This is a genomic window from Thiobacillus denitrificans ATCC 25259 (assembly GCF_000012745.1).
GTDB lineage: Bacteria > Pseudomonadota > Gammaproteobacteria > Burkholderiales > Thiobacillaceae > Thiobacillus > Thiobacillus denitrificans_B.
The window spans coordinates 1,801,909-1,822,230 of the sequence record NC_007404.1; the positions used below are offsets into that span (position 1 = coordinate 1,801,909).

23 protein-coding genes and 2 tRNA genes are annotated in these 20,322 nt (G+C 66.8%); 8 read left to right on the top strand and 17 right to left on the bottom strand.

The annotated features are described in order from the left end of the window. Positions 1-103: 103 nt before the first annotated feature. Together TBD_RS08575 and TBD_RS08580 are read left to right on the top strand one after the other, a co-directional pair. Positions 104-514 carry a Fur family transcriptional regulator gene (locus TBD_RS08575; RefSeq protein WP_011312226.1) on the top strand — a complete coding sequence of 137 codons (411 nt, stop codon included), beginning with the start codon at positions 104-106 and terminating at the stop codon, positions 512-514. Between the two features lie 77 nt (positions 515-591). Next, the gene (locus TBD_RS08580; protein WP_011312227.1) at positions 592-900 is read left to right on the top strand and encodes a DUF2007 domain-containing protein; all 309 of its coding nucleotides are present in this window, start codon (positions 592-594) and stop codon (positions 898-900) included. A 13-nt stretch (positions 901-913) separates the two neighbouring features. Here the strand turns inward: TBD_RS08580 and TBD_RS08585 are convergent, their stop codons facing one another. Both TBD_RS08585 and TBD_RS08590 read right to left on the bottom strand, forming a co-directional pair. Then, positions 914-1,282, bottom strand: coding sequence for a hypothetical protein (locus TBD_RS08585; RefSeq protein WP_011312228.1), 369 nt, complete (start codon positions 1,280-1,282; stop codon positions 914-916). Beyond that, positions 1,282-2,226 (bottom strand): LysR family transcriptional regulator, encoded by a 945-nt coding sequence (locus TBD_RS08590; RefSeq protein WP_011312229.1) that lies wholly within the window; start codon positions 2,224-2,226, stop codon positions 1,282-1,284. Before TBD_RS08590 ends, TBD_RS08585 begins: the two co-directional genes overlap by 1 nt. Positions 2,227-2,378: 152 nt before the next feature. Here TBD_RS08590 and lplT point away from each other — a divergent pair, with 152 nt between their 5' ends. Then, on the top strand, positions 2,379-3,596 hold the full coding sequence (gene lplT, locus TBD_RS08595) for a lysophospholipid transporter LplT (RefSeq protein ID WP_011312230.1): 1,218 nt from the start codon (positions 2,379-2,381) through the stop codon (positions 3,594-3,596). 42 nt (positions 3,597-3,638) lie between these two features. Here lplT and TBD_RS08600 read toward each other — a convergent pair whose 3' ends face one another. The 9 genes from TBD_RS08600 to TBD_RS08640 all read right to left on the bottom strand — a co-directional run bounded on the left by TBD_RS08600 (position 3,639) and on the right by TBD_RS08640 (position 10,343). Next, on the bottom strand, positions 3,639-4,148 hold the full coding sequence (locus TBD_RS08600; RefSeq protein ID WP_011312231.1) for a TPM domain-containing protein: 510 nt from the start codon (positions 4,146-4,148) through the stop codon (positions 3,639-3,641). Then, on the bottom strand, positions 4,142-5,005 hold the full coding sequence (locus TBD_RS08605; RefSeq protein ID WP_041432601.1) for a TPM domain-containing protein: 864 nt from the start codon (positions 5,003-5,005) through the stop codon (positions 4,142-4,144). The genes TBD_RS08600 and TBD_RS08605 overlap by 7 nt, the downstream gene beginning before the upstream one ends. Positions 5,006-5,135: 130 nt before the next feature. Beyond that, complete coding sequence (locus tag TBD_RS08610; protein ID WP_041432602.1) at positions 5,136-5,843, bottom strand: LemA family protein; 708 nt, start codon at positions 5,841-5,843, stop codon at positions 5,136-5,138. Positions 5,844-5,879: 36 nt separating this feature from the next. After that, positions 5,880-6,932 carry a class I SAM-dependent methyltransferase gene (locus TBD_RS08615; RefSeq protein WP_011312234.1) on the bottom strand — a complete coding sequence of 351 codons (1,053 nt, stop codon included), beginning with the start codon at positions 6,930-6,932 and terminating at the stop codon, positions 5,880-5,882. A gap of 91 nt (positions 6,933-7,023) precedes the next feature. Beyond that, positions 7,024-7,665 carry a uracil-DNA glycosylase gene (locus tag TBD_RS08620; protein WP_011312235.1) on the bottom strand — a complete coding sequence of 214 codons (642 nt, stop codon included), beginning with the start codon at positions 7,663-7,665 and terminating at the stop codon, positions 7,024-7,026. Continuing rightward, complete coding sequence (gene rimI, locus TBD_RS08625) at positions 7,659-8,087, bottom strand: ribosomal protein S18-alanine N-acetyltransferase (protein ID WP_041433101.1); 429 nt, start codon at positions 8,085-8,087, stop codon at positions 7,659-7,661. Before rimI ends, TBD_RS08620 begins: the two co-directional genes overlap by 7 nt. Before the next feature lie 50 nt (positions 8,088-8,137). Then, positions 8,138-8,827: a tRNA (adenosine(37)-N6)-threonylcarbamoyltransferase complex dimerization subunit type 1 TsaB gene (gene tsaB, locus TBD_RS08630; RefSeq protein WP_011312237.1), complete on the bottom strand. Its 690-nt coding sequence runs from the start codon at positions 8,825-8,827 to the stop codon at positions 8,138-8,140. Positions 8,828-8,837: 10 nt separating this feature from the next. Then, entirely contained in the window at positions 8,838-9,926 is a 1,089-nt protein-coding gene (locus TBD_RS08635) for a PQQ-dependent sugar dehydrogenase (RefSeq protein ID WP_011312238.1), read from the bottom strand. A gap of 3 nt (positions 9,927-9,929) precedes the next feature. Beyond that, positions 9,930-10,343, bottom strand: a complete 414-nt coding sequence (locus TBD_RS08640) for an HIRAN domain-containing protein (RefSeq protein WP_011312239.1) — start codon at positions 10,341-10,343, stop codon at positions 9,930-9,932. Between the two features lie 160 nt (positions 10,344-10,503). Between TBD_RS08640 and TBD_RS08645 the strand changes: the two genes are divergently transcribed. Genes TBD_RS08645 through TBD_RS08655 form a run of 3 tightly spaced genes read left to right on the top strand, consistent with a single transcriptional unit; the run spans position 10,504 to position 13,216 of the window. Next, complete coding sequence (locus TBD_RS08645; RefSeq protein WP_011312240.1) at positions 10,504-11,901, top strand: PhoH family protein; 1,398 nt, start codon at positions 10,504-10,506, stop codon at positions 11,899-11,901. 22 nt (positions 11,902-11,923) lie between these two features. Further along, positions 11,924-12,688, top strand: coding sequence for a DUF4197 domain-containing protein (locus tag TBD_RS08650; RefSeq protein ID WP_011312241.1), 765 nt, complete (start codon positions 11,924-11,926; stop codon positions 12,686-12,688). A 24-nt stretch (positions 12,689-12,712) separates the two neighbouring features. Continuing rightward, positions 12,713-13,216, top strand: a complete 504-nt coding sequence (locus TBD_RS08655) for a hypothetical protein (RefSeq protein WP_011312242.1) — start codon at positions 12,713-12,715, stop codon at positions 13,214-13,216. 7 nt (positions 13,217-13,223) lie between these two features. On the opposite strand, the gene TBD_RS08660 is transcribed toward TBD_RS08655, so the two are convergent. The 4 genes from TBD_RS08660 to TBD_RS08675 form a co-directional block, all read right to left on the bottom strand. Continuing rightward, positions 13,224-13,811 carry an NAD(P)H-dependent oxidoreductase gene (locus tag TBD_RS08660; protein ID WP_041432604.1) on the bottom strand — a complete coding sequence of 196 codons (588 nt, stop codon included), beginning with the start codon at positions 13,809-13,811 and terminating at the stop codon, positions 13,224-13,226. An 81-nt stretch (positions 13,812-13,892) separates the two neighbouring features. After that, positions 13,893-15,404, bottom strand: coding sequence for a class I SAM-dependent methyltransferase (locus tag TBD_RS08665; RefSeq protein WP_011312244.1), 1,512 nt, complete (start codon positions 15,402-15,404; stop codon positions 13,893-13,895). 30 nt (positions 15,405-15,434) lie between these two features. Then, positions 15,435-16,868, bottom strand: coding sequence for a DEAD/DEAH box helicase (locus tag TBD_RS08670; protein ID WP_011312245.1), 1,434 nt, complete (start codon positions 16,866-16,868; stop codon positions 15,435-15,437). Between the two features lie 262 nt (positions 16,869-17,130). Beyond that, positions 17,131-17,205 (bottom strand) — tRNA-Val (locus tag TBD_RS08675). Between the two features lie 98 nt (positions 17,206-17,303). Between TBD_RS08675 and gltX the strand changes: the two genes are divergently transcribed. Continuing rightward, positions 17,304-18,692, top strand: a complete 1,389-nt coding sequence (gene gltX / locus TBD_RS08680) for a glutamate--tRNA ligase (RefSeq protein ID WP_049750235.1) — start codon at positions 17,304-17,306, stop codon at positions 18,690-18,692. 46 nt (positions 18,693-18,738) lie between these two features. After that, positions 18,739-18,814: transfer RNA gene (locus TBD_RS08685), tRNA-Thr, on the top strand. 50 nt (positions 18,815-18,864) lie between these two features. Here the strand turns inward: TBD_RS08685 and TBD_RS08690 are convergent. Beyond that, a complete protein-coding gene (locus TBD_RS08690) occupies positions 18,865-19,770 on the bottom strand; it encodes a universal stress protein (RefSeq protein ID WP_011312247.1) in 906 nt (301 codons plus the stop codon). Between the two features lie 68 nt (positions 19,771-19,838). Beyond that, on the bottom strand, positions 19,839-20,177 hold the full coding sequence (locus TBD_RS08695; RefSeq protein WP_041432606.1) for an ArsR/SmtB family transcription factor: 339 nt from the start codon (positions 20,175-20,177) through the stop codon (positions 19,839-19,841). Positions 20,178-20,322: the final 145 nt, after the last annotated feature.

Below are 20,322 nucleotides of genomic sequence, written 5' to 3' on the forward strand. Positions count from 1 at the left end.
ACCCGTTTTGCCCTGGATGGGCGTCCGTTCGGGGTTTTCCGAGCCCGATCAAACCCATTCCGGGAATTAGACAAAGTCCAGATTGCTGATTATCATAAGGCGCATGCATTACACGCGCGACAACATGGCCGGCCTTTTGCGCAGCCACGACATCAATCCGACCCACCAGCGGATCGAGATCGCGCACGCCCTGTTCTCGCGCCACGAGCATCTTTCGGCGGACCAGGTCATGGCGATCGTCAATACGCGCCACTCCGAAACCTCGAAGGCGACGGTCTACAACACGCTCAAGCTGTTTCTCGAGAAAGGCCTGGTGCGCGAGGTGATCGTCGACCCGAGCAAGGTGTTCTTCGACCCCAACACGACGCCGCACCATCACATCTACGAGATCGACAGCGGAAAGCTGTCCGACATCGACGCCGAACACATCCAGATATCGGGCCTGCCTCCTCTTCCCCCGGACATGGTGACGGAAGGCATCGACCTGATCGTGCGCGTGCGCCGCAAGGCCTGACTCGGCCTCGCGCGGCAACCGGTTCAGCGAACCGTCCCGCGCCGTCGGACCCGTCTTCGCTTCACGCCGGAGCCCCGATGAAACGCGTACACGTCGCCCCCACGCTGCTCGACGCGCAGCTCGCTGCCGACGCCCTGTCGAGCCTCGGCATTGCGACCCGCATCCTCAACGCGAACGCTGCCGGCGCGCTGGGCGAGCTGCCCTTCCTGCAAGTGCAGCCGGAGGTCTGGGTGGATGACGATGCCCAGGCAGGGCGGGCGCGCGAGGTGCTCGCCGCCTTGCACGCGGCGATCCCGCGAACCGAAAAAACCTGTCCGCGTTGCGCCGAGAGGAATCCGGGGAATTTCCTGAGCTGCTGGCAGTGCGGCGCGCCCCTGCCCGAGTAAGCGCCCGGCGCGGTCAGGATGCCTCGATGTCCTTCGTCAACGACTCGAGATGCTGCTGGTACTGACGGGCAAAAATCCGTTCAAGCTCGTCGATCGCCTCGGCGGCAGCGACACCGTGCACCAGATGGCGCGTCATCTGACCGGACGCTTCGTGGAAGATCCGGTTGCGATCGAGCATGGGATAGGTCTGCATCAGACGCTGGATCGCCTTGACCACGTTTTCCTGCGCCGGGCGCGGAATCGGCAGCGGCTCGGCGGGCGGGGCGACGGCGCGGTCCGCGCTTTCCTTGCCGGCCAGGAATTCGGCGAAATCGAGCAGGGCCTGTTGCCGGGACTCCGACAGGGAGTGGAACAGCGACCTCAGCCGCTTGCCGTCGGGCATCAGCGTGCGCGGCCCTTGAACGGTCGCCGGAACGGCGCGACGTCGATGTTGCACTGCTGGAACTTGTTTTCGACGAAGCTGATGAAGGCGTCGAGCAGTTTGCTGCGGAATTTCTCGGGTGCGTAGACCATCGACAACTCGCGTGTCAGCCGCGGATTGAGCGGAACTGCGACCAGGGTTCCGAGCTGGATCTCCTTCGTCACCGTAGACGCCGACATGATCGCGACGCCGAGGCCGGCCTCGACCGCGCCCTTGATGGCCTCGCGGCTGCCGAGTTCCATTTCGATGTGCAGGTCGTCCGGATTGACGCCGTGGTCCTTGAAAAAGTCGTCGACGACTTCCCGCGTGCCGGAGCCGTGCTCGCGCGACACGTAGCGCTGGTCGGCGATTTCGCGCGCGCTTACGTTCGAACGCGTCGCCAGGGTGTGGGCAGGGGCGCAGATCATCACGAGTTCGTCCTCGCAACACGCCACGGTCGTCAGGTTCGGGTTGTGGGACGGGGCCTCGATGAGACCGACGTCGAGCGAATGGTCAGCGACCTTGGCCGCGACCGTTTCCGAATTGGCGACGGTCAGCCGCGCCTGAACCTGCGGGAAGCGCTCCTTGAACTCGCCGAGAATGCGCGGCAACTGGTATTCCGCGATCGTCGTCGACGCACCGATCATGAGCGGTCCGGTCACCTGCCCGGTCAGCTCACCGACGCGCGCTTCCATCTCGCCGCTCAAGGCAAGAATCCGTTCGGCGTAGCCGAGCACGAGCTCGCCCGCAGGAGTCAGCGAAATCTTGCCGTGGCTGCGTTCGAACAGGCGGGTATTGAAATGCTCTTCGAGCTGCTTGACCTGAAACGTGACGGCAGGCTGCGTCATGTACAGAATGTCGGCCGCCTTGGTGAAACTGAGCTGTTTGGCGACGGTGTAGAATACTTGGAGTCTGCGGTCGGCCATTAATCCCCGCCCATGGGTCAGAAAAGTTTTTTATTCAAGCACAAACCCGCCCGTGTTGAAACCACCCGTTCATCAAACCCTTGTAATCACGGGGCTTTCACGTCCGTTCGCATGGACGCGCAAGGCGCCCCCCCGCCACTAGCCACTCCGACTTGAACCGCGCTTTCTACACCATCCTGCTGGCGCAGTTCCTGTCCGCGCTGGCCGACAACGCGCTGCTGTTCGCAGCCATCGGCTTGCTGACCTTTTTCTCTGCGCCGGAATGGCACTCGCCCCTGCTGCAGACGGTTTTCGTCATCGCCTACATCGTATTGGCGCCCCTGGTCGGGCCTTTTGCCGACGCCTTGCCCAAGGGCCGCGTCATGCTCATCGCGAACACAGTCAAGTTCGCCGGCTGCCTGGTCATGCTCGCCGGACTCCACCCGCTGCTGGCCTACGCGCTCGTCGGCATCGGCGCGGCGATGTACTCGCCCGCCAAGTACGGCATCCTCACCGAGTTGCTGCCGCCGGAAAAACTCGTCGTCGCGAACAGCTGGATGGAAGGCGCGACCGTCGCTGCAATCGTGCTCGGTGCGATCATCGGCGGCGCGCTCATCAACCCCGATCTCGCCCGGAGCATTCTTTTCAGCCTCGGCCTCGACGATCAGCTGATCGCACCAAAGTTCGCCATCGTCGCCATTACCGGTCTCTACTTCGCGGCCGCGGTCATCAACCTCTTCATCCCGCGTCTGCCGATCGACCACACCCTGCCGAGCAAATCTCCGCTGTTCATCCTGCACGACTTCTGGCACAGCTTCCGGCTGCTCTGGCGCGACCCGCTCGGACAGGTCTCGCTGGCGGTGACGACGCTGTTCTGGGGCGTGGGCGCAACGCTGCGCCTGCTCATCATCGCGTGGGCCGCGCTCAACCTGAAATACGGACTCGACCAGGCGACGCAGCTCACCGCCGCCAGCGCGTTCGGGATCGCGATCGGCGCGGTGCTCGCCGGCAAGTTTGTCCGTCTGCAGCGCGCGGTGAGCGTGTTGCCGGCCGGCATCCTTCTCGGCTTCGTGCCGATCGCGCTGATCTGGGTGGAAAGCCTGATCCCGGCCGTGCTGCTACTGACCTTTGCCGGCATTCTGGCGGGCTACTTCGTGGTGCCGATGAACGCCCTGCTGCAGCATCGCGGCCATCTTCTGATGGGCGCCGGCCATTCGATCGCGCAACAGAATTTCAACGAGAACATCAGCATTCTGCTGCTGACCGGCGCGTACGCGCTCATGGTGCGGGCTGACTGGCACATCCACACCATCGTGCTCGTATTCGGCCTCTTCATCAGCAGCATCATGTCGCTGATATGGCTGCGCCATCGCAACGACGTCGTGCACTAAAAGCCGACTGGGCCGGTTAAGGGCAAGCTCTGCCTGCGGCCCTCAAAGGACGACGGGCCGGTTGTCCAGCTCGTCGGGATTTTCCCCTGACGACGCCTCAGCGGGAAAATGCGTGGCGAGCAGCGTGCTGACCTGCGCGACCCCTTCGATGGCGCCACGCTCGAACTCGCCTCGGCGGAATGCCGCCTCCATGGCCTCCGCGACCCGCTCCCAGGCCGCCGCGTCGACCTTCGCGGCGATGCCTCGGTCCGCGACGATCTCGATGTCGTGATCGGCAAGCAGCAGGTAGATCAGCACGCCGCTGTTGTGTTCGGTATCCCATACCCGTAAGGTCGAGAAGGCTTCGAGTGCGCGCTCGCGACCGCGCACCCCGCGCCAGACCTCGCCAGGTGGCAGGCTGTTCTCGATGGCAAAACGGATTTCCCCACGGTGGCGTGTTTCCGCAGCGCGCACCGCCGACTCGATCGCGTCGAGCGTGGCCTGCGGGAAGGCGCGCTGCCAGGCGCGCGGCGGCATGAAGAGATGCCTGAACCAGCGGCGGAAATTCACCATGATCCCGAGGCGCCCCCGCCGCCGAAAGCGCCCCCTCCGCCACCGAAACCGCCACCGAACCCTCCGCCGCGGCCGCCAAATCCGCCTCCCCGGCTGGCCCAGCCGCCGCCTCCGTGCCAGAACCCTGTCACCACGCCGGCGAAAACGAACAGCGCGATCAAGAGCAGCATGGGCGTCATGCCGAGCAGCATCGCGCCGACGGCGCCGCTGCCGAGCGCGGCAACCCCGCCGGCCGCAGGGCGACTCATCAGCAGCGAGAGCAGCCAGCCCGCCGCCATTCCCCCTACCACCAGAAGCACGAACGAGGCTTCGCCTTCCACCGCGGATTTACGCTCGGGCGGGGGAAGCGCCTCGCCCTCGATCAGACGCATGACCTGCTCGACACCGGCCACGATGCCACCGTAGAAGTCGCCCGCCTTGAAACGCGGCGTGATCGTTTCGGCAATCACGCGCCGGGCGATCGCATCGGGGATCGCGCCCTCGAGACCGTAGCCGACTTCGAGGCGCAGGCGACGGTCATCCTTGGCGATGATCAGGATCACCCCGTCGTCGGCCTTCTCGCGGCCGATTTTCCATTGCTCGGCGACGCGGATGCCGAATTGCGCGATGTCCTCGGGCTCGGTCGTCGGCACGATCAACACCGCGATCTGGCTGCCCCGCTCGGCCTCGAAGGCGGCAAGCCTGCCCTCGAGTTCACCGACCTGAGCGGGCGTAAGCGTGGCAGTGAGGTCGGTCACGCGCCGCGCGAGCTCGGGCACCTCGATCTGCGCGAGCGCACTCGACGCCACCAGCAGCAGAAAAACGCCCAGGGCATGCCCGACGCGGCGCCGGGCGCCGAGGAGACTGTGGGTCAGCATCCTGATCTTGAGGGAGCAGCCAGCGCGCCATCGGGCGGCACGGCCGCCGTGGCAGCTCGCGGCTTGCGTCGCTCCCGTGACACGTGTCGTCCCTTCCACCCAACGCGTCCCCGGCGACGCGGTCGACGGGTCAATAGCCCGCTGCACCGCTGCCCGCCGGGGCGCCTTGGTTGGCAGGCGCGTTCGCCGGTGCGCCCGGTGGCGAACGCAGTCGTTCCGGCGCCGCGGCAGGCGCTTGCGTGCCGAAGTCGACGGTGGGCGGCGCCGCGATCGCGCGCTCGTTCTCCACCGTGAAGGTCGGTTTGGTCTCGAAGCCGAACAGCATCGCGGTGAGGTTGCTGGGAAAAGACCGCACGGTCACGTTGTACGTCTTCACCGCGGCGATGTAGCGGTTGCGCGCGACTGCAATGCGGTTCTCGGTGCCCTCCAGCTGCGCCTGCAAGTCGCGGAATGCGCCATCGGCTTTCAGTTGCGGGTAGTTTTCGGCAACCAGCAAAAGCCGGGAGATCGCCCCGGTGAGCTCACCCTGCGCGGCGATGAAGCGCTGGAACGCGGCTTCGTCGTTGACGAGCTCGGGTGTCGCCTGGATCGCGCCGACGCGCGCGCGCGCTTCGGTGACGCGCGTCAGCACCTCGCGTTCGTGCGCGGCGTAGCCTTTCACGACATTGACGAGGTTGGGCACGAGGTCGGCCCGCCGCTGATACTGGTTGAGCACTTCGGCCCAGGTCGCGCTGATGTCCTCGTCCGTCGTCTGCAGCGTGTTGTAGCCGCAACCGGAAAGCATCAACGCCAGCAATGTCGCACCTAGCCATTTGAATGCGTCGGGCCATTTGAGCATGTCGGTCTCCTGGAACACTCGGGTCATGAACTGAGTTTAGGCTACGCCCCAGGTCGCAAACAGCGGATCGGATTCCGGGAGCTGCGCCGCGTAGCGGTCGTCCTGCGCGCGCTTGAGCCCGCGCTCGACATAGGTTTCGACCTTCTTGAAACCCGCGCGCTTGATCAACGTTCCGACCCAGGCCATGCGCTCCATCGGATGCAGCTCGGTCCAGAGCTTGATCACCTTGGGCGGAAAGTAGCGGTTCGAGAGCGTCACCACGAACATGCCGCCCGGCTTCAGCACGCGTTTGGCCTCGGCGACGATCTTGTGCGGCTGGGTCAGGTATTCGAAGGACAGCGTGCACACCACGGCGTCGAAGCTCGCGTCGGCGAACGGCAACTGCGGGTCGGCATTGATGTCCTTGACGATACGCTCGGCAAGCTGCGTGTTGTCGTCGAGTTCCTCGGCGTTGAGCCCGAGGCCCGCCGCCGATTGTACGGTGTCGGGCAGGTGCGAGCGCCAGCCGGCCATGAGGTCGAGCACCCGGGCGTTTTCCGGCAGGACGGTGCGGTACAGCGCCTGGATGCGGCGCGCGCAGACGGCGTCGACGTGGGCGACCTTGCGCGCCTGCCGGTAGAACTCGGCGTCGGGGCTTTCGTCCTCGCGCTGGAACGAATCTGCGCGCTCGAACTCGGTCGGCGTCTGCATCTGGGTTTCCATGCCGCTCCATTCCAGCAACTGGCCGACTTGGCCAACCGGCTCGGTGGAGACGTCGCTCTTGCCGCTGTCGATGCTGAATATCCGGCCCTGCAGCGGATGGCTGAAGTTGGCGACGAAGCTCGTGTCGCCCCGCTTCATCACGCGGAACATCGGGCCCGGCGCGTCGTCGGCGTGCAGCAGTTGCGAGGGATAAAAACGCCCGACCTGAAGCGGCGCGATATCGCTGCGAAAGACCTCGGTCGGCACTTCGTGCTCGATCTTCGGGCCGACGTCGACCTGCGCATCGACGGGCGGCGTGTCGCCCGGAGCCCAGAGGACGACCTGATGGCGGCCCAGATCGGAAAAATAGTTGACGCGAAAACGCAGGGCGGAATGTAGAAGTTTCATGTGTCGGATCGGTGAAAAGCTGAAGGTGCGAACTGCCGAATGCGCGCGGAAGCAGCCGCGCGGCGTCGACGGTTTTCGCGAAGGTCGAAATTCATAGCCGCTGGATCGTGCGCCGCGCGAGGCACAGATCCTCCCACGCGCGCGCCTTGTCGGGCAGGTTGCGCAGCAGGTAGGCCGGATGATAGGTCACGACGAGCGGGATGTTCTGGAAGCTATGCACGCGGCCGCGCAGGCTGCCGAGCGCCGCGTCGGTGGCCAGCAGGCTTTGCGCGGCGAAGCGTCCGAGCGCGAGAATGAGCTTCGGCTTGACGAGGTCGATCTGGGCCAGCAGATACGGCATGCACGCGGCGACTTCGTCGGCTTCGGGGTCCCGATTTCCGGGCGGCCGCGACTTCAGGACGTTCGTGATGTAGACATTGTCGCCACGCGCGATGCCGATCGACGCCAGCATCGCGTCGAGCAACTTGCCCGCCTTGCCGACGAAGGGCTCGCCGAGCCGGTCCTCGTCGGCACCGGGGGCCTCGCCCACCACCAGCCAGTCGGCTTCGCGGTCACCGACGCCGAGCACGCCCTGGGTGCGCGTCGCTGCCAGCCTGCAGCGGGTGCAGTGGGCGACCGCGTCGCTCAGCTGCTCCCAGCCGCAGACCGGCGCGCGTGCCTCGGACGCGGTATCCCGCAGCCGCCAGGCGGGGGCGATCCCGAGTTCCTTATATACGTCGTCCCGGCTCAGCACTGCAGCGCCTTTTTCATGATCAGCGCGTCCTCGCGGCCCTCGCCGGCCGGGTAATAGCCGCGGCGGACCGCCAGATCGGTAAACCCGCTGCCGTGGTAGAGCGCGATCGCCGCGGCGTTCGAAACGCGTACCTCGAGGAACAGCGCGGCGGCGTGGTGGGCACAGGCGCAGGCCAGACAGTGCCCGAGCAGATCGCGGCCGAGACCGTGGCGGCGCCACGCCGGTGCGATCGTGAGGTTGAGCAGATGCGCCTCGCCTGCAGCCGCCATCATCACGTAGTAGCCGATGAGCTCGCCGTCGGCTTCGCGCACCCACATGCTATGGCCGGCCGCGAGCGAGTCGGCGAAGTTGCCGCGGCTCCAGGGGTGTGTGTAGCTCGCGGCTTCGATCCGCTCGACCCGCGGCAGGTCGGCGTCGGCCATCGGCCGCACGCGGTGCGCGATCTCGTGCACCGCCACCTCGGGCAGGCTGCTCACGCCTGCGCCCTCGCCCGCCGCTCGTCGACCGTCAACGCGACCTTGTCGCGCAGATAAATCGGTGCGGCGAGTGCTGCATCGACGCCCTCGCCGCGCGCGAAAGCCGCGGCGGCAAGCGGCGCCATCGCGGCCGCGTCGGGCATCAGCGTATCGTCGACGCGGACCAGCGCGTCGACGAGCGCGCCACGCAAGCCGGCGTCGAGGACCGCAAAACCGTTGCCGGCGCCGACCCAGTCGCCGTCCTCCGGCACCTGCACCGACTCGGGCAGCGCCAGCCGCGGTGCGACCCGCGCCTGCCACGCCGCGCCTTCACGTGCGTAGGCCGCCCAGTAGACCTCGGACATGCGGGCGTCGAGCACGGTCAGCACCCGCGGTGCGCCAGTCTGTTCGGCGATGGCTTCGAGCGTCGACACGCCGACGACCGGGCAGCCGGCGCCGAGCGCCAGTCCCTGGGTGACCGCGCACGCGATGCGCAAGCCGGTGAACGAGCCCGGTCCCGCGCCGTAGGCGATGCCGTCGAGCGCGGCGAGGCGGACGTCGGCCGCGCGCAGCAAGTCGTCGACCATCGGCAGCAGCAGACTGCTGTGACGTTGTTCGGCGAGCACGCGGCGCGCTTCGACCTGGCCATCCAGCCACAGCGCCGCGGAGCACCACTCGGTAGAAGTATCGAGGACGAGCAGTTTCATGGCCGCAATTTTACCGTTCGCCCCGGTAGACGACGCGATAAATCGCGCCCGCGTGGTCGTCGGAGACGAGCAGGCTGCCGTCGGGAAGCACCAGCACGTCGACCGGCCGTCCCCAGGCCGAATCGCCCTGGACCCAGCCGTTGACGAAGGGCTCGTAAGCGACGGCGCGATTGCCCTGCAGCCTCACGACGCTGACGCGGTAACCGTTTTTCTCGCTACGGTTCCACGAGCCGTGTTCGGCGATGAAGACCGCGTTGCGATAGCGTGCCGGGAACTGCCTGCCGTCGTAGAACCGCATGCCGAGGCTCGCGACATGGGCGCCGAGATTCTGCACAGGCGGGGCGAACTCGGCGCAACGCCGCGTTTTGCCGAATTGCGGGTCGGCGATGTTGCCGCCGTGACAGTGCGGATAGCCGAAGTGCTGACCGATTTCGGCGAGGCGATTGAGTTCGTCCGGCGGCGCTTCGTCGCCGAGCCAGTCGCGCCCGTTGTCGGTGAACCACAGTTCGCGCGTCTGCGGATGCCAGTCGAAACCGACGCTGTTGCGCACGCCGCGCGCGACGACCTCGATCGTTCCCGTGGCAGGATCGAGACGCGAGATCATCGCGTAGCGCTCCGGATCGGGTGCACAGATGTTGCACGGCGCACCGACCGGCACGTAGAGCTTGCCGTCTGGGCCGAAGGCGATGAATTTCCAGCCGTGGTGGGTTTCGTCCGGGTAGGCGTCGCTCACGACTTCGGGCCGCGGCGGCCGCGCGAGCTTCGCCTCGACGTCGCGCAGGCGCAGAATGCGGCCGACGGCCGAAACGTACAGATCGCCGTCGCGAAAGGCCACTCCGACCGGCATCTCGAGCCCGTCGGCGATCACGACAGGTGCGCGCGTGCCGCGCAAGGGGATCGCATACACCTTCCCCGCGCGCATGCTGCCGACGAAAAGCGTGTTTTTGCCGAGCGCCATCTGCCGCGCGTTGGGCACACGCGCGAACACTTCGATCGCAAAGCCGGGCGGCAGTTCGAGTCGGGAAAGCGGCAGCGGCGCGGCGCGCGCCGCGCCGAGCACGGCGAACGCCAGCGCGAGGAATACGGCCCATCGACCCATGCGCTACTCCCTTGAAGCCGGGTTGAGCGGAATCACGATCTCGAAACGCACGCGCGCCCACGGATCGCGCACCTCGGCAAGCCGGACGATACGCGCATCGAGCGTCTGTCCCGCGTCGAGCAACCGCGCGACGTCCGCATTCTCCCGCCGCGGCACGTAGCCGATCTTGTGGCCGTGCCACTCGACGCGCACCGCTTTCGCGTCGTGGCGATTATCGGGTTCGCGCACGAGCGTCAGCGCGTCGCCGACCTGCATCTGTGGCCAGAGCGTCTTGCCCGCATGATATTGAAAGCCTGCGAGCGGGGAATCCTGCAAGACGATGTGAGCGGCGGTCTCGGCGTGCAGCGCCTGCGCGCCGAGGCAGGCGAGAAGCACACAGACCCGGCGCATCGAGGACAGCAATCCGGTACCGGTCATCGGGTCACTTCCGGGCGGGAAAGCAGACCATTCTACTGAGAAACGGGACGGCAAAACCGCGTCAACGTCCTGACGATTGGTTTACGCCGAGGACTCGACAGCGGGCCTTCGCCTTGAGGTAGGATGAACGCACCCTCATTCCCGGATCGCCTTCCCTTACATGCCGAGAAAAACCGCCACCGCGACCAAGCTCTTCGTTCTTGACACCAACGTGCTGATGCATGACCCGACGAGTCTGTTCCGTTTCGAGGAACACGACGTCTACGTGCCGATCGCGACGCTCGAGGAACTCGATCAGCACAAGAAGGGCATGACCGAGGTATCGCGCAACGCCCGCCAGGCCAGCCGTTTTCTCGACGAGATCGTGCGCAAGCTCGACAGCATCGACGAAGGCGTCCCGCTCGCGCCGCACAGCCACAATGCCGCGACCGGCAGGCTCTTCCTGCAGACGCAAGCGATCAGCGGCGACATTCCCGTCAATCTGCCGACCTCGAAGGTCGACAATCAGATCCTCGGCGTCGTGCTCTTCCTCTCGCGCCACCACACCAAGCGCCAAGTCATCCTGGTGTCGAAAGACATCAACATGCGGATTAAGGCGCGCGCGCTCGGACTGCCGGCGGAAGACTACTTCAACGACAAGGTCCTCGAAGACACCGACCTGCTCTACCCGGGCCTGCGCGAACTGCCCGCCGACTTCTGGGACACGCACGGCAAGGGCATGGAATCCTGGCAGGCCAACGGCCATACCTATTACCGGGTCAAGGGGCCGCTCGTGGCGAGCCTGCTGCCGAACGAATTCGTCTTCCAGGAAGGCGCGAGTCCGCTTTACGCCAAGGTCCTCAAGGTCGAGGGCAAACACGCGGAAATGGTCACGATCAGGGATTTCGGCCATCACAAGAACAACGTCTGGGGCATCACCGCGCGCAATCGCGAACAGAATTTCGCGCTCAACGTGCTGATGGACCCCGAGATCGACTTCGTCAGCCTGCTCGGCCAGGCGGGAACGGGCAAAACGCTGCTGACGCTCGCGGCTGGGCTCGCCCAGGTCCTCGACAAGAAGATCTACTCCGAGATCATCATGACGCGCGTCACGGTGCCGGTCGGCGAGGACATCGGTTTCCTGCCGGGCACCGAAGAGGAGAAGATGACGCCCTGGATGGGCGCGCTCGAGGACAACCTCGACGTGCTCAACAAGAGCGACGACGAGGGCGGAGACTGGGGCCGCGCCGCGACGCAGGACCTGATCCGCTCGCGGATCAAGGTGAAGTCGCTCAACTTCATGCGCGGGCGTACCTTTCTCAACAAGTTCCTGATCATCGACGAGGCGCAGAACCTCACGCCCAAGCAGATGAAGACGCTGATCACGCGCGCCGGCCCCGGAACCAAGGTCGTCTGCCTCGGCAACATCGCGCAGATCGACACCCCTTACCTGACCGAAGGCAGCTCCGGCCTCACCTACGTCGTCGATCATTTCAAGGGCTGGCCACACAACGGGCACGTCACGCTGCAGCGCGGCGAGCGTTCGCGTCTGGCGGACTATGCTGCAGAAGTGCTCTGATCAAAACCGCTAAGGAAAGACGATGGCCCGCGCCGCTTTCAGACCCTGGATCTTCGCCGCGGCCGCCGTCGCGCTCAGTGCACCCGCACATGCCGTCGACTGGAACGAATTGCTGCGCGGCGTGCTCGGCCAGCCGTCGGGGCAAACGGCAGCGACACCGAGCGTCGACGCGCTTTCCAATGCCGAGGTCAACGCCGGACTTAAGGAGGCGCTGACCCGCGGCGCCGACGCGGCGGTTGCGCAACTCGGTCGCCCGGACGGTTTTTTCGGCAACCCCCAACTCAGAATCCCGCTGCCGCCTGCGCTGCAAAAAGCCGAGAAAGCGATGCGCCTGCTTGGCATGGGCAGCCAGGCTGACGCACTCGTGCTGTCGATGAACCGTGCCGCCGAAGCCGCCGTGCCCGCTGCGCGCGGCCTGCTCGTCGACGCGGTGAAGCAGATGACGCTCGAAGACGCGAAAGGCATCCTGACCGGCGGCCAAACCTCTGCCACCGACTTCTTCCGCGCGAAGACCGAGACGAAGCTGGCCGAGCGCTTCCAGCCCGTCGTGAAGTCAACGACCGACAAGATCGGCCTCGCCCAGCAGTACAACCGTTACGCCGGAATGGCCCAGCAATTCAATCTGGTCGACCCGGCGCAGGCGACCGTCGAGGACTACGTGACGCGGCAGGCGCTCGACCGGCTCTACACGCTGATCGGCGAGAAGGAGGCGGCGCTGCGCGCGAACCCGCTCCAGGCCGGCAGCGAACTGCTGAAAAAGGTTTTCGGCGCCGCGAGCGGCCAGTAGCGGCGCGGTACAGGGGATGCCGCGATGAAAAGGACGCATCGGAGCACCACAGCCCTTCTATTCGCCGGCCTCCTCATCGCCTCTCCCCTCCACGCCTGGGAAGTCGGCGAGTTCAGGCAGGGCATGAATCGCAGCGAGGTCGAGCAGACGCTTCGGACCTGGAACTTCGACAGGATCATGACCTCGGGCAGCGACGCACTCTTCGCGTACGACCTGCCCAGCAACCCCGCCGGACGCCGCTTCCTGTTCACCTTCTGCAACAACCGATTGGTCGCCTTCGACCAGGAAGTCGAACCGGCCTTCCGCCACTTCGTCGTCGTCGCGTCGAACTATTCGAACCAGTACGGCAACCCGCTCAAGGTCATCCCCTACTCGAGCGTCATCGCCACCGGCGAAAAAAACCTGCTCGCGATGTTCTGGCGCAAGGGCACCGACTACCTCGGCGTCAAATACGTCCTCTATCCGACCAGCGAACAGCTCTCGATGACCTGGCAGGTCAGCAACAACTGCTGGGAGGCGCCGCGCTAGCGGACCGTCAATCCGCGCGCGGTTTTCGCACGCGCTTCGGCATCGTGTCGGCGCAGTGACCGAGCGCGATCACGAGCGCCGGCGTCTCGCCGGGCGGAAGACGCAAAGCGCGTGCGAGGGCAGCCGCGTCGAACCCGCCGATCGGGCAGCTGCCGAGCCCGAGGTGCGCGGCCTGCAACAGCAGGTGCGCGGCGGCGAAGTGGCACTGGCCTTGCGCCCAGGCGGCGATCGCCTCGGCCCGGTAAAAGGCGCGGTACATTTCGTGTAGCGGCGCGACCGGACCGCCGCGCGCCTCGGCTTCGAAACGCGCACGTACGTAATCCGAGTCGGGTTCGAGAGCATCGACGAGCGCGACGATGGTGATGAACGCCGGAGCCGTCGCGGCGGCGGGCTGGCCGAAGCATGCGCGCGCGAGTTCGGCGCGCTGCGCCGCATCGATAACCGTGAGGAAACGCCAGGGTTCGAGACCGAAGGCAGAAGGCGCAAGCCGCGCCGCCTCGATCAACGACACCAGTTCGTCATCGGATGGCGGCCTCCCGGCGACGAAACGCCGGCAGGCGTAGCGCTGCTGAATCGCGCCGAGAACGTTCGCCATCGTCGGTCCAGATAAAAAATCCTGCTCCAACGATAGCAAACGACCGGCCATGCGCCGGCATGCGTGCCGGCGAACTGCCGATCACGTTTCCTCGAGCAGGCCCTGACGGGCGAACAGCCAGAGCTGGCGTGCCGTGAGTTCATTGACGGCCGCTTCCGGCAGGTCGACGCCGGCCGCGGCGAGCCAGGCCTGCATGGCAGCGCTCAGCTCGGGCAGCGCACGGTTGCCGTCGAGCAGTGCGAGCAGCGCGCGCCCGGCCGCGTCGAGATCAATCGCGACGTGGCGGCGGCCGCTCACGACCCAGCCCGGCGAACGCGCCTGCAGGCGGGCGAGCGCGTTCGCGCGCGGGTGCGAACCGGGGTCGATGACCACCGGCCCCGCACTCGGCGTTGGCATGACGGCATGAGCCATCACGAGCTGAAACAGCGCCGTGCGGAACGCCCCGTCGTCGACCTCGGCGACGACGCCGCAGTCGACCATGACCGAACCGGCGGCGGCCTGCAGATCGGCATAGGTCAGCGCGGCCGGATAGCGCGCCGACAGGACCATGAGCGCGGCCTTCATCACGGGCGGCGCGACGCGGAAAGTGTTGCCCGCCGGGTTGAGGAAGGCCTGCTCGGTCGCCTGCTCGAGATCGATCTCCTCGTCGCAGCGCAGGTCGGCGTAAAAGGCGAGTTCGCGCAAGGCGTCCGCGCGCGCGGGATGCGGGTCGGCGGGTGCATCGGCACGCGCGATGAGGGCGCGGCGAAACCGCGTCGCCAGCGCGGCGTCGAGCGCCGCCTCGGCGTCGCGCCAGCGCTCGGCCCGGCGGCGTGCGTCCGCTTCGCCTCCGTCGTCGAATTCGACCACCGCGTGACGCGGCCCGGCTTCGCCGACGTAGCGCAAGGCGTGTGCGGCAAGCGCCGCGTCAAACCGGCCGAACTCGAGCGGCGCATTGAATTCGGCCAGGTATTCATGGAACAGATAGGAGGGCGCGGCCGTGCGGAGGTAGGCGATCTCCTTCAGCAACGCGGGGTCGGTCCATTGCGCCTCGAGTTCGTCGAGTACCCGCAGCGCCGCCTCGTAACGCGCCGGCGCAGGCTGGTCGGCGCCGGTCCGCGCAAGCAGCGCGGCCCGCAGCGGCTCGAGCGACCGCCAGCCCGCGGCGACGTTGAAGCTGATGTAGGCGATGCCGCGCGGGGCGAGGTGGCGCCGGCAGAGTTCGAGCAGGGCCTCCTGCACGGCCGGGGGCACCCAGGAAAACACGCCGTGCGCGATGATGTAATCGAATTCGCCGAGGTCCGCGGACAGCGCCGCCAGATCGCCATGCACGATGCGGACGTTCGACAGGCCGAGCGCACGAATGAATTCAGCGCCCGCCTCGGCCTGGACGCGCGAGAGTTCGATGCCGACGCACTGCGACGCGGGCCAGCGCCAGGCGAGCGGAATCAGGTTGCCGCCGCTGGCACACCCCAGTTCGAGGATGCGGGCGCACGTCGGATCGGGCGCGTCGAAGCCGTGCAGCCGCGCCAGGGCGGCGAGGAAATCCGGCTGGGTCTCGGGCAGCGGCAGGCTGTCGTAGGGCAGTTCGTCGTAACTCTGCAGCGTGTCCATCGCGCCGATTGTAGCGGCCGGGTGGCGCGCTCAGTGCCCGCGCGAACCGGGCTTGGCCGAGAACAGCGCCGCCTGCGGCCGCGGCTTGCGCGGCTGGGCCGGCGAATTCGGCGCGGCCGCACGGCCGCTCGCAGGCTTGACGGGCGCCGCGGCCGATTTCCCCTGGGCCGGCCGGTTCGCATTGCGTCCGCTACCTTGCCCGCCGCGCCCGCCCTGGCCCTGGCGCGGCCCGCCGTTCTGGCCGGCGCGCGATGCGCCGCGCCCCTGCGGCGGACGTGGCGGACGCTCGTCGGACATCAGGTCTGCCTTGGCCGGCGGCACGAAGCCCGGCTCGATCTCGACGCGCACGATCGCGCGCTTGATGAGCTTCTCGATGTCGCGCAGATAGCCCATTTCCTCGTCGTCGACGAGCGAGAGCGCGGAACCCGTCGCGCCGGCCCGGCCGGTGCGGCCGATGCGGTGAACGTAGTCCTCGGGGACGTTGGGCAGTTCGAAGTTGACGACCTGCGGCAACTGGTCGATGTCGATGCCGCGCGCGGCGATATCGGTCGCCACGAGCGCCCGCACGCTGCCGTCCTTGAAACTCGCGAGCGCCTTGGTGCGCGCGGACTGGCTCTTGTTGCCGTGGATGGCCGCTGCGGTGATGCCATCCTTGTTGAGCTTCTCGGCGAGCTTGTTGGCGCCGTGCTTGGTGCGCGTGAAGACCAGCACCTGCTGCCAGTCGTGGTGCTTGATCAGATGCGCGAGCAGGTCGCGCTTGTGCGCCTGCGGCACGCGGTGCATCGATTGCTCGACGACCTCGGCCGTCGTGTTGCGGCGTGCGACTTCGACGCTCTTCGGATTGTTCAGCAGGCCGTTCGCGAGCGTGCGGATCTCGTCGGAGAAAGTCGCCGAGAACAGCAGGTTCTGGCGCTGTTTCGGCAGCACGGCGAGCACCCGCCTGATGTCGCGGATGAAGCCCATGTCGAGCATGCGGTCGGCCTCGTCGAGTACGAGGATTTCGACCCCGGACAGGTCCACGGTTTTTTGCGCGACATGATCGAGCAGGCGGCCCGGCGTTGCGACGAGGATGTCGACGCGCGCCTTCAGCGCCTTGAACTGCGGGTTGATGTTGACGCCGCCGAACATGACCATCGACGTCAGCGAGAGGTATTTGCCGTAGGTCTTGACCGATTCCTCGACCTGCGCCGCGAGTTCGCGCGTCGGCACCAGGATCAGGCAGCGCGGCCGGCCGGGCTTCGGCGCGACCGCCGCGCGGGTCGATAGCTGATGCAGGATCGGCAGCGTGAAGCCCGCCGTCTTACCGGTGCCGGTCTGCGCCGCGGCGAGCAGATCGCCGCCGGCGAGCACGTGCGGAATCGCCTGAGCCTGGATCGGCGTGGGCGCCGTGTAGCCGGCGTCGGCGATCGCGCGCAGAATGGGTTCGGCCAGCGCGAGGCTGGCAAAGGTGGTTTCAACAGTCATGTAGGTTTCCTGCGACGGCCTGTCACCTTCGCAGTGACACCAATCGAGGCAGACGAATAGGGGATCGTGAGATCGGGGTAAGAGAACCGCGCACCGATTGGCTGGGTGCGGGAGGCCGCACTATACCGACTAAGCGGACGGCCGGCAATGCGCGTCCCGCCCGTGCTTCCCCGCGCCGGGCGACGCGGGAACGGCTTGCGCCGATGCGACGCGCGGCAAAAAAAAGACCTGCGATCGACGCAGGTCTTTTCATGTATTCGGGTGGTGGGCAGTACAGGGTTTGAACCTGTGACCCCCGCCGTGTGAAGGCGATGCTCTACCGCTGAGCTAACTGCCCCGAAGCGGCGCGAATTAAACCACACCCGCGCCGGCGAGGTCAATTTAGCGGCGCGCCGATCCGGTAAAATGGCGCCTTTTTCACGCCCGCATCACCCCATGATCCGCACCCGCTTCGCCCCCTCCCCCACCGGCTACCTGCACATCGGCGGCGCGCGCACCGCGCTTTTCTCGTGGGCGTTCGCGCGTCATCACGGCGGGCAGTTCGTCCTGCGCATCGAGGACACCGACATCGCACGCTCGACGCCCGAGGCCGTGCAGGCGATCCTCGACGGCATGGCGTGGCTCGATCTCAATCACGACGAAGGCCCGTTCTACCAGACCCAGCGCCTGTATCGCTACAAGGAAGTGATCGAGCAGATGCTGGCCAGCGGCGACGCCTATCACTGCTACTGCAGTACCGAAGAGCTCGACGAAATGCGCGAGGCGCAACGCGCGCGCGGCGAAAAGCCCCGCTACGACGGACGCTGGCGCCCCGAGCCCGGCAAGACCCTGCCGGTGCCGCCGTCGGGGGTGCAGCCCGTGGTGCGTTTCCGCAACCCGACCGACGGAACGGTGGCGTGGAAGGATCTCGTCAAGGGTACGATCGAGTTCTCCAACGCCGAACTCGACGACCTCATCATCGCGCGCGCCGACGGCACGCCGACCTACAATTTCTGCGTCGTCGTCGACGACTGGGACATGCGGATCACGCACGTCATCCGCGGCGACGACCACGTCAACAACACGCCGCGCCAGATCAACATCCTCAAGGCGCTCGGCGCGACCGTCCCCGAGTATGCCCACCTGTCGATGATCCTCGGCGACGACGGCACCAAGCTCTCCAAGCGCCACGGCGCGGTGTCGGTCATGCAGTACTTCGAGGAAGGCTATCTGCCCGAGGCGGTGATCAACTATCTCGCCCGCCTCGGCTGGTCTCATGGCGACGCGGAACTGTTCGACCGCGAGCAGTTCGTCGAGTGGTTCGACCTCGACCACATCACGCCGTCGGCCGCACAGTTCAACACCGAGAAGCTGCGCTGGCTCAATCAGCAGTACATCAAGGCGGCCGACGACACCCGTCTGGCCGGCCTCGCGCGTCCCTTTCTGATCCGCAACGGCGCGACGCTCGACGATGGACCCGATCTCGCTGCGGTCTGTGCCCTGGTCAAGGAGCGGGCGGCAACGATCGAAGCGCTCGCCGACGCCGCGACGCTCTTCTACCGGGTCCTCCACCCGACGCCCGAGCTGCTCGCCCAGCACGTCACGGCCGAGGTGCGGCCGGCGCTCGCCGATCTCGCGACGCGCCTCGAAACGCTTGAATGGGAGCGTGGCGCGATCAGCGCGGCGTTCAAGGAGACGCTCGCCGCGCATGGGCTGAAGATGCCCAAGCTCGCGATGCCGGTGCGCGTGCTCGTGACCGGCGAACCGCAGACGCCGGCGATCGACGCGACACTCGAATTGCTCGGACGCGAAAAGGTCCTCGACCGCCTCAGGGCGGCGCTCTAGCTCGCCACAAGCGGAAACGAATCCGCTATAATGCGCGCTGTTTTTCGCCGGCGTAGCTCAGTTGGTAGAGCAGCGCATTCGTAATGCGAAGGTCGTCAGTTCGATTCCGATCGCCGGCACCAGTCGTAAAAAAACGCCGCTCATCGAGCGGCGTTTTTCTTGCCCGCGTCCCCTAGCCTCCCGCTTTTCCGCCCGGCCCGATCATCAGAACGTCCGCGGTCGTGGCAAGCGCGACGTCGCGGCTCACGCTGCCGAGCAGCCAGTCGTGCAGCCCTGCGCTCTCACCGTGGCGGCCGAGGACGACGAGGTCGACGCGATGGTCGTCGATGTACTGGCAGAGCGCGGCGGGCGGGAAGCCGGCGACGACGCGGCGCGCGACCGACGCGCCATGTTCGAGCGGCGCGAGCAGCGCGTCGAGCTGGCGTTCGGCCTCTCCGCGCAGGCGCGCGAGCCAGTCGGCGATGTCGACCTGCTCGTATCTTGCCCGGCGCAGGCGATGCTCGACCTCGCTGCCCTGGACGTGGAGGGCCTCGACCTCGGCACCGCTCGCGAGGCTCAGGGCGTAGGTCACGACGTCGGCGGACAGCGGCGAAAAGTCCACCGCCGCGAGCACCCTGGCGTAGGCGTCGGTGGCCGGCCTGCGGACGATGAGGACCGGATGATGAATGCCCCGCATCAGGCGCGCGGCGGTCGAGCCGAGGAACAGGTCCATGAGCGTGTTCTCACCGCGCGCTCCGATCACTACCAGGTCGGCGGACACGGCGTCGGCATACGCGCCGATCTCGGTGTGGGCACGGCCCAGCCGGGTGGCGGTCTCGACGGCTATCCCAAAGGTGTCGGCGACGCCCGACGCGATCGCCTGCAAGCGCGTGCGCTCGGCCTCCTGGAAATCCTCGTCGTGCCGACTGAATTCGTCCTGCGTCAGCGTCAGGCTCGGATACAGTTCGAGTGGCCGCACGACATGGAGCAGATGCATCGTGCTGCCGTGCTGTTTGGCGATCTGCGCCGCGCGCTGCACGACGCGCTCCGAGAAGTCCGAGAAATCGGTGGCGGCGACGATCGTACGCAGGCTGGGCATGGCGACTCCCGAGGAAACTGGTTTCCTCCATCATAGGTCGCCGCGGGGCCCACGCGGGGCCAGGCGTGTCACGCCATTTGAGGGGGAGCGACGGCCGCGGCCGCAAGCCCCGGCAGGCAGGCTTCGCCGCTGCAGCAGTGCGCGGTGAGATAGGCGAGCAATGCCTCCATCGTCTCGTAGCGCGCCGTATAGATGACGAAGCGCCCGTCCTGCCGCGAGGCCGCCAGCCCGGCGTGGCTCAGTTCCTTCAGATGAAACGACAGCGAGGACGGGGCGATGCCGGTCAGTTCGCTGACCCGCCCCGCCGGTAGCCCGCCGGGGCCGGCGCCGACCAGAGTGCGGAAGATGGCCAGGCGCGAGGCCTGGGCGAGCGCAGACAGGGCCGCGACGACGTCTTTCATTTCCATGTTTCGATTGCCATCAAATGAACAAACAAAACGCCCGGGGCTGGCCCGGTCGGTCATGCAAGAAGCGTGAAGCGGCGAGTATCGCGCGGGGCCCCGCGCGACGTCTGTCGGCTTCGGCTGATACCTGTGTCAGACAGCCAAAGTC

Bases quoted from the DNA above. Each gene is read 5' to 3' on its own strand.
- TBD_RS08575 (WP_011312226.1), top strand. From the start codon at position 104: ATGCATTACACGCGCGACAACATGGCCGGCCTTTTGCGCAGCCACGAC.
- TBD_RS08580 (WP_011312227.1), top strand. From the start codon at position 592: ATGAAACGCGTACACGTCGCCCCCACGCTGCTCGACGCGCAGCTCGCT.
- TBD_RS08585 (WP_011312228.1), bottom strand. From the start codon at position 1,282: ATGCCCGACGGCAAGCGGCTGAGGTCGCTGTTCCACTCCCTGTCGGAG.
- TBD_RS08590 (WP_011312229.1), bottom strand. From the start codon at position 2,226: ATGGCCGACCGCAGACTCCAAGTATTCTACACCGTCGCCAAACAGCTC.
- TBD_RS08600 (WP_011312231.1), bottom strand. From the start codon at position 4,148: ATGGTGAATTTCCGCCGCTGGTTCAGGCATCTCTTCATGCCGCCGCGC.
- TBD_RS08605 (WP_041432601.1), bottom strand. From the start codon at position 5,005: ATGCTGACCCACAGTCTCCTCGGCGCCCGGCGCCGCGTCGGGCATGCC.
- TBD_RS08610 (WP_041432602.1), bottom strand. From the start codon at position 5,843: ATGCTCAAATGGCCCGACGCATTCAAATGGCTAGGTGCGACATTGCTG.
- TBD_RS08615 (WP_011312234.1), bottom strand. From the start codon at position 6,932: ATGAAACTTCTACATTCCGCCCTGCGTTTTCGCGTCAACTATTTTTCC.
- rimI (WP_041433101.1), bottom strand. From the start codon at position 8,087: ATGGCCGACGCCGACCTGCCGCGGGTCGAGCGGATCGAAGCCGCGAGC.
- tsaB (WP_011312237.1), bottom strand. From the start codon at position 8,827: ATGAAACTGCTCGTCCTCGATACTTCTACCGAGTGGTGCTCCGCGGCG.
- TBD_RS08635 (WP_011312238.1), bottom strand. From the start codon at position 9,926: ATGGGTCGATGGGCCGTATTCCTCGCGCTGGCGTTCGCCGTGCTCGGC.
- TBD_RS08640 (WP_011312239.1), bottom strand. From the start codon at position 10,343: ATGACCGGTACCGGATTGCTGTCCTCGATGCGCCGGGTCTGTGTGCTT.
- TBD_RS08645 (WP_011312240.1), top strand. From the start codon at position 10,504: ATGCCGAGAAAAACCGCCACCGCGACCAAGCTCTTCGTTCTTGACACC.
- TBD_RS08650 (WP_011312241.1), top strand. From the start codon at position 11,924: ATGGCCCGCGCCGCTTTCAGACCCTGGATCTTCGCCGCGGCCGCCGTC.
- TBD_RS08655 (WP_011312242.1), top strand. From the start codon at position 12,713: ATGAAAAGGACGCATCGGAGCACCACAGCCCTTCTATTCGCCGGCCTC.
- TBD_RS08660 (WP_041432604.1), bottom strand. From the start codon at position 13,811: ATGGCGAACGTTCTCGGCGCGATTCAGCAGCGCTACGCCTGCCGGCGT.
- TBD_RS08665 (WP_011312244.1), bottom strand. From the start codon at position 15,404: ATGGACACGCTGCAGAGTTACGACGAACTGCCCTACGACAGCCTGCCG.
- TBD_RS08670 (WP_011312245.1), bottom strand. From the start codon at position 16,868: ATGACTGTTGAAACCACCTTTGCCAGCCTCGCGCTGGCCGAACCCATT.
- gltX (WP_049750235.1), top strand. From the start codon at position 17,304: ATGATCCGCACCCGCTTCGCCCCCTCCCCCACCGGCTACCTGCACATC.
- TBD_RS08690 (WP_011312247.1), bottom strand. From the start codon at position 19,770: ATGCCCAGCCTGCGTACGATCGTCGCCGCCACCGATTTCTCGGACTTC.
- TBD_RS08695 (WP_041432606.1), bottom strand. From the start codon at position 20,177: ATGGAAATGAAAGACGTCGTCGCGGCCCTGTCTGCGCTCGCCCAGGCC.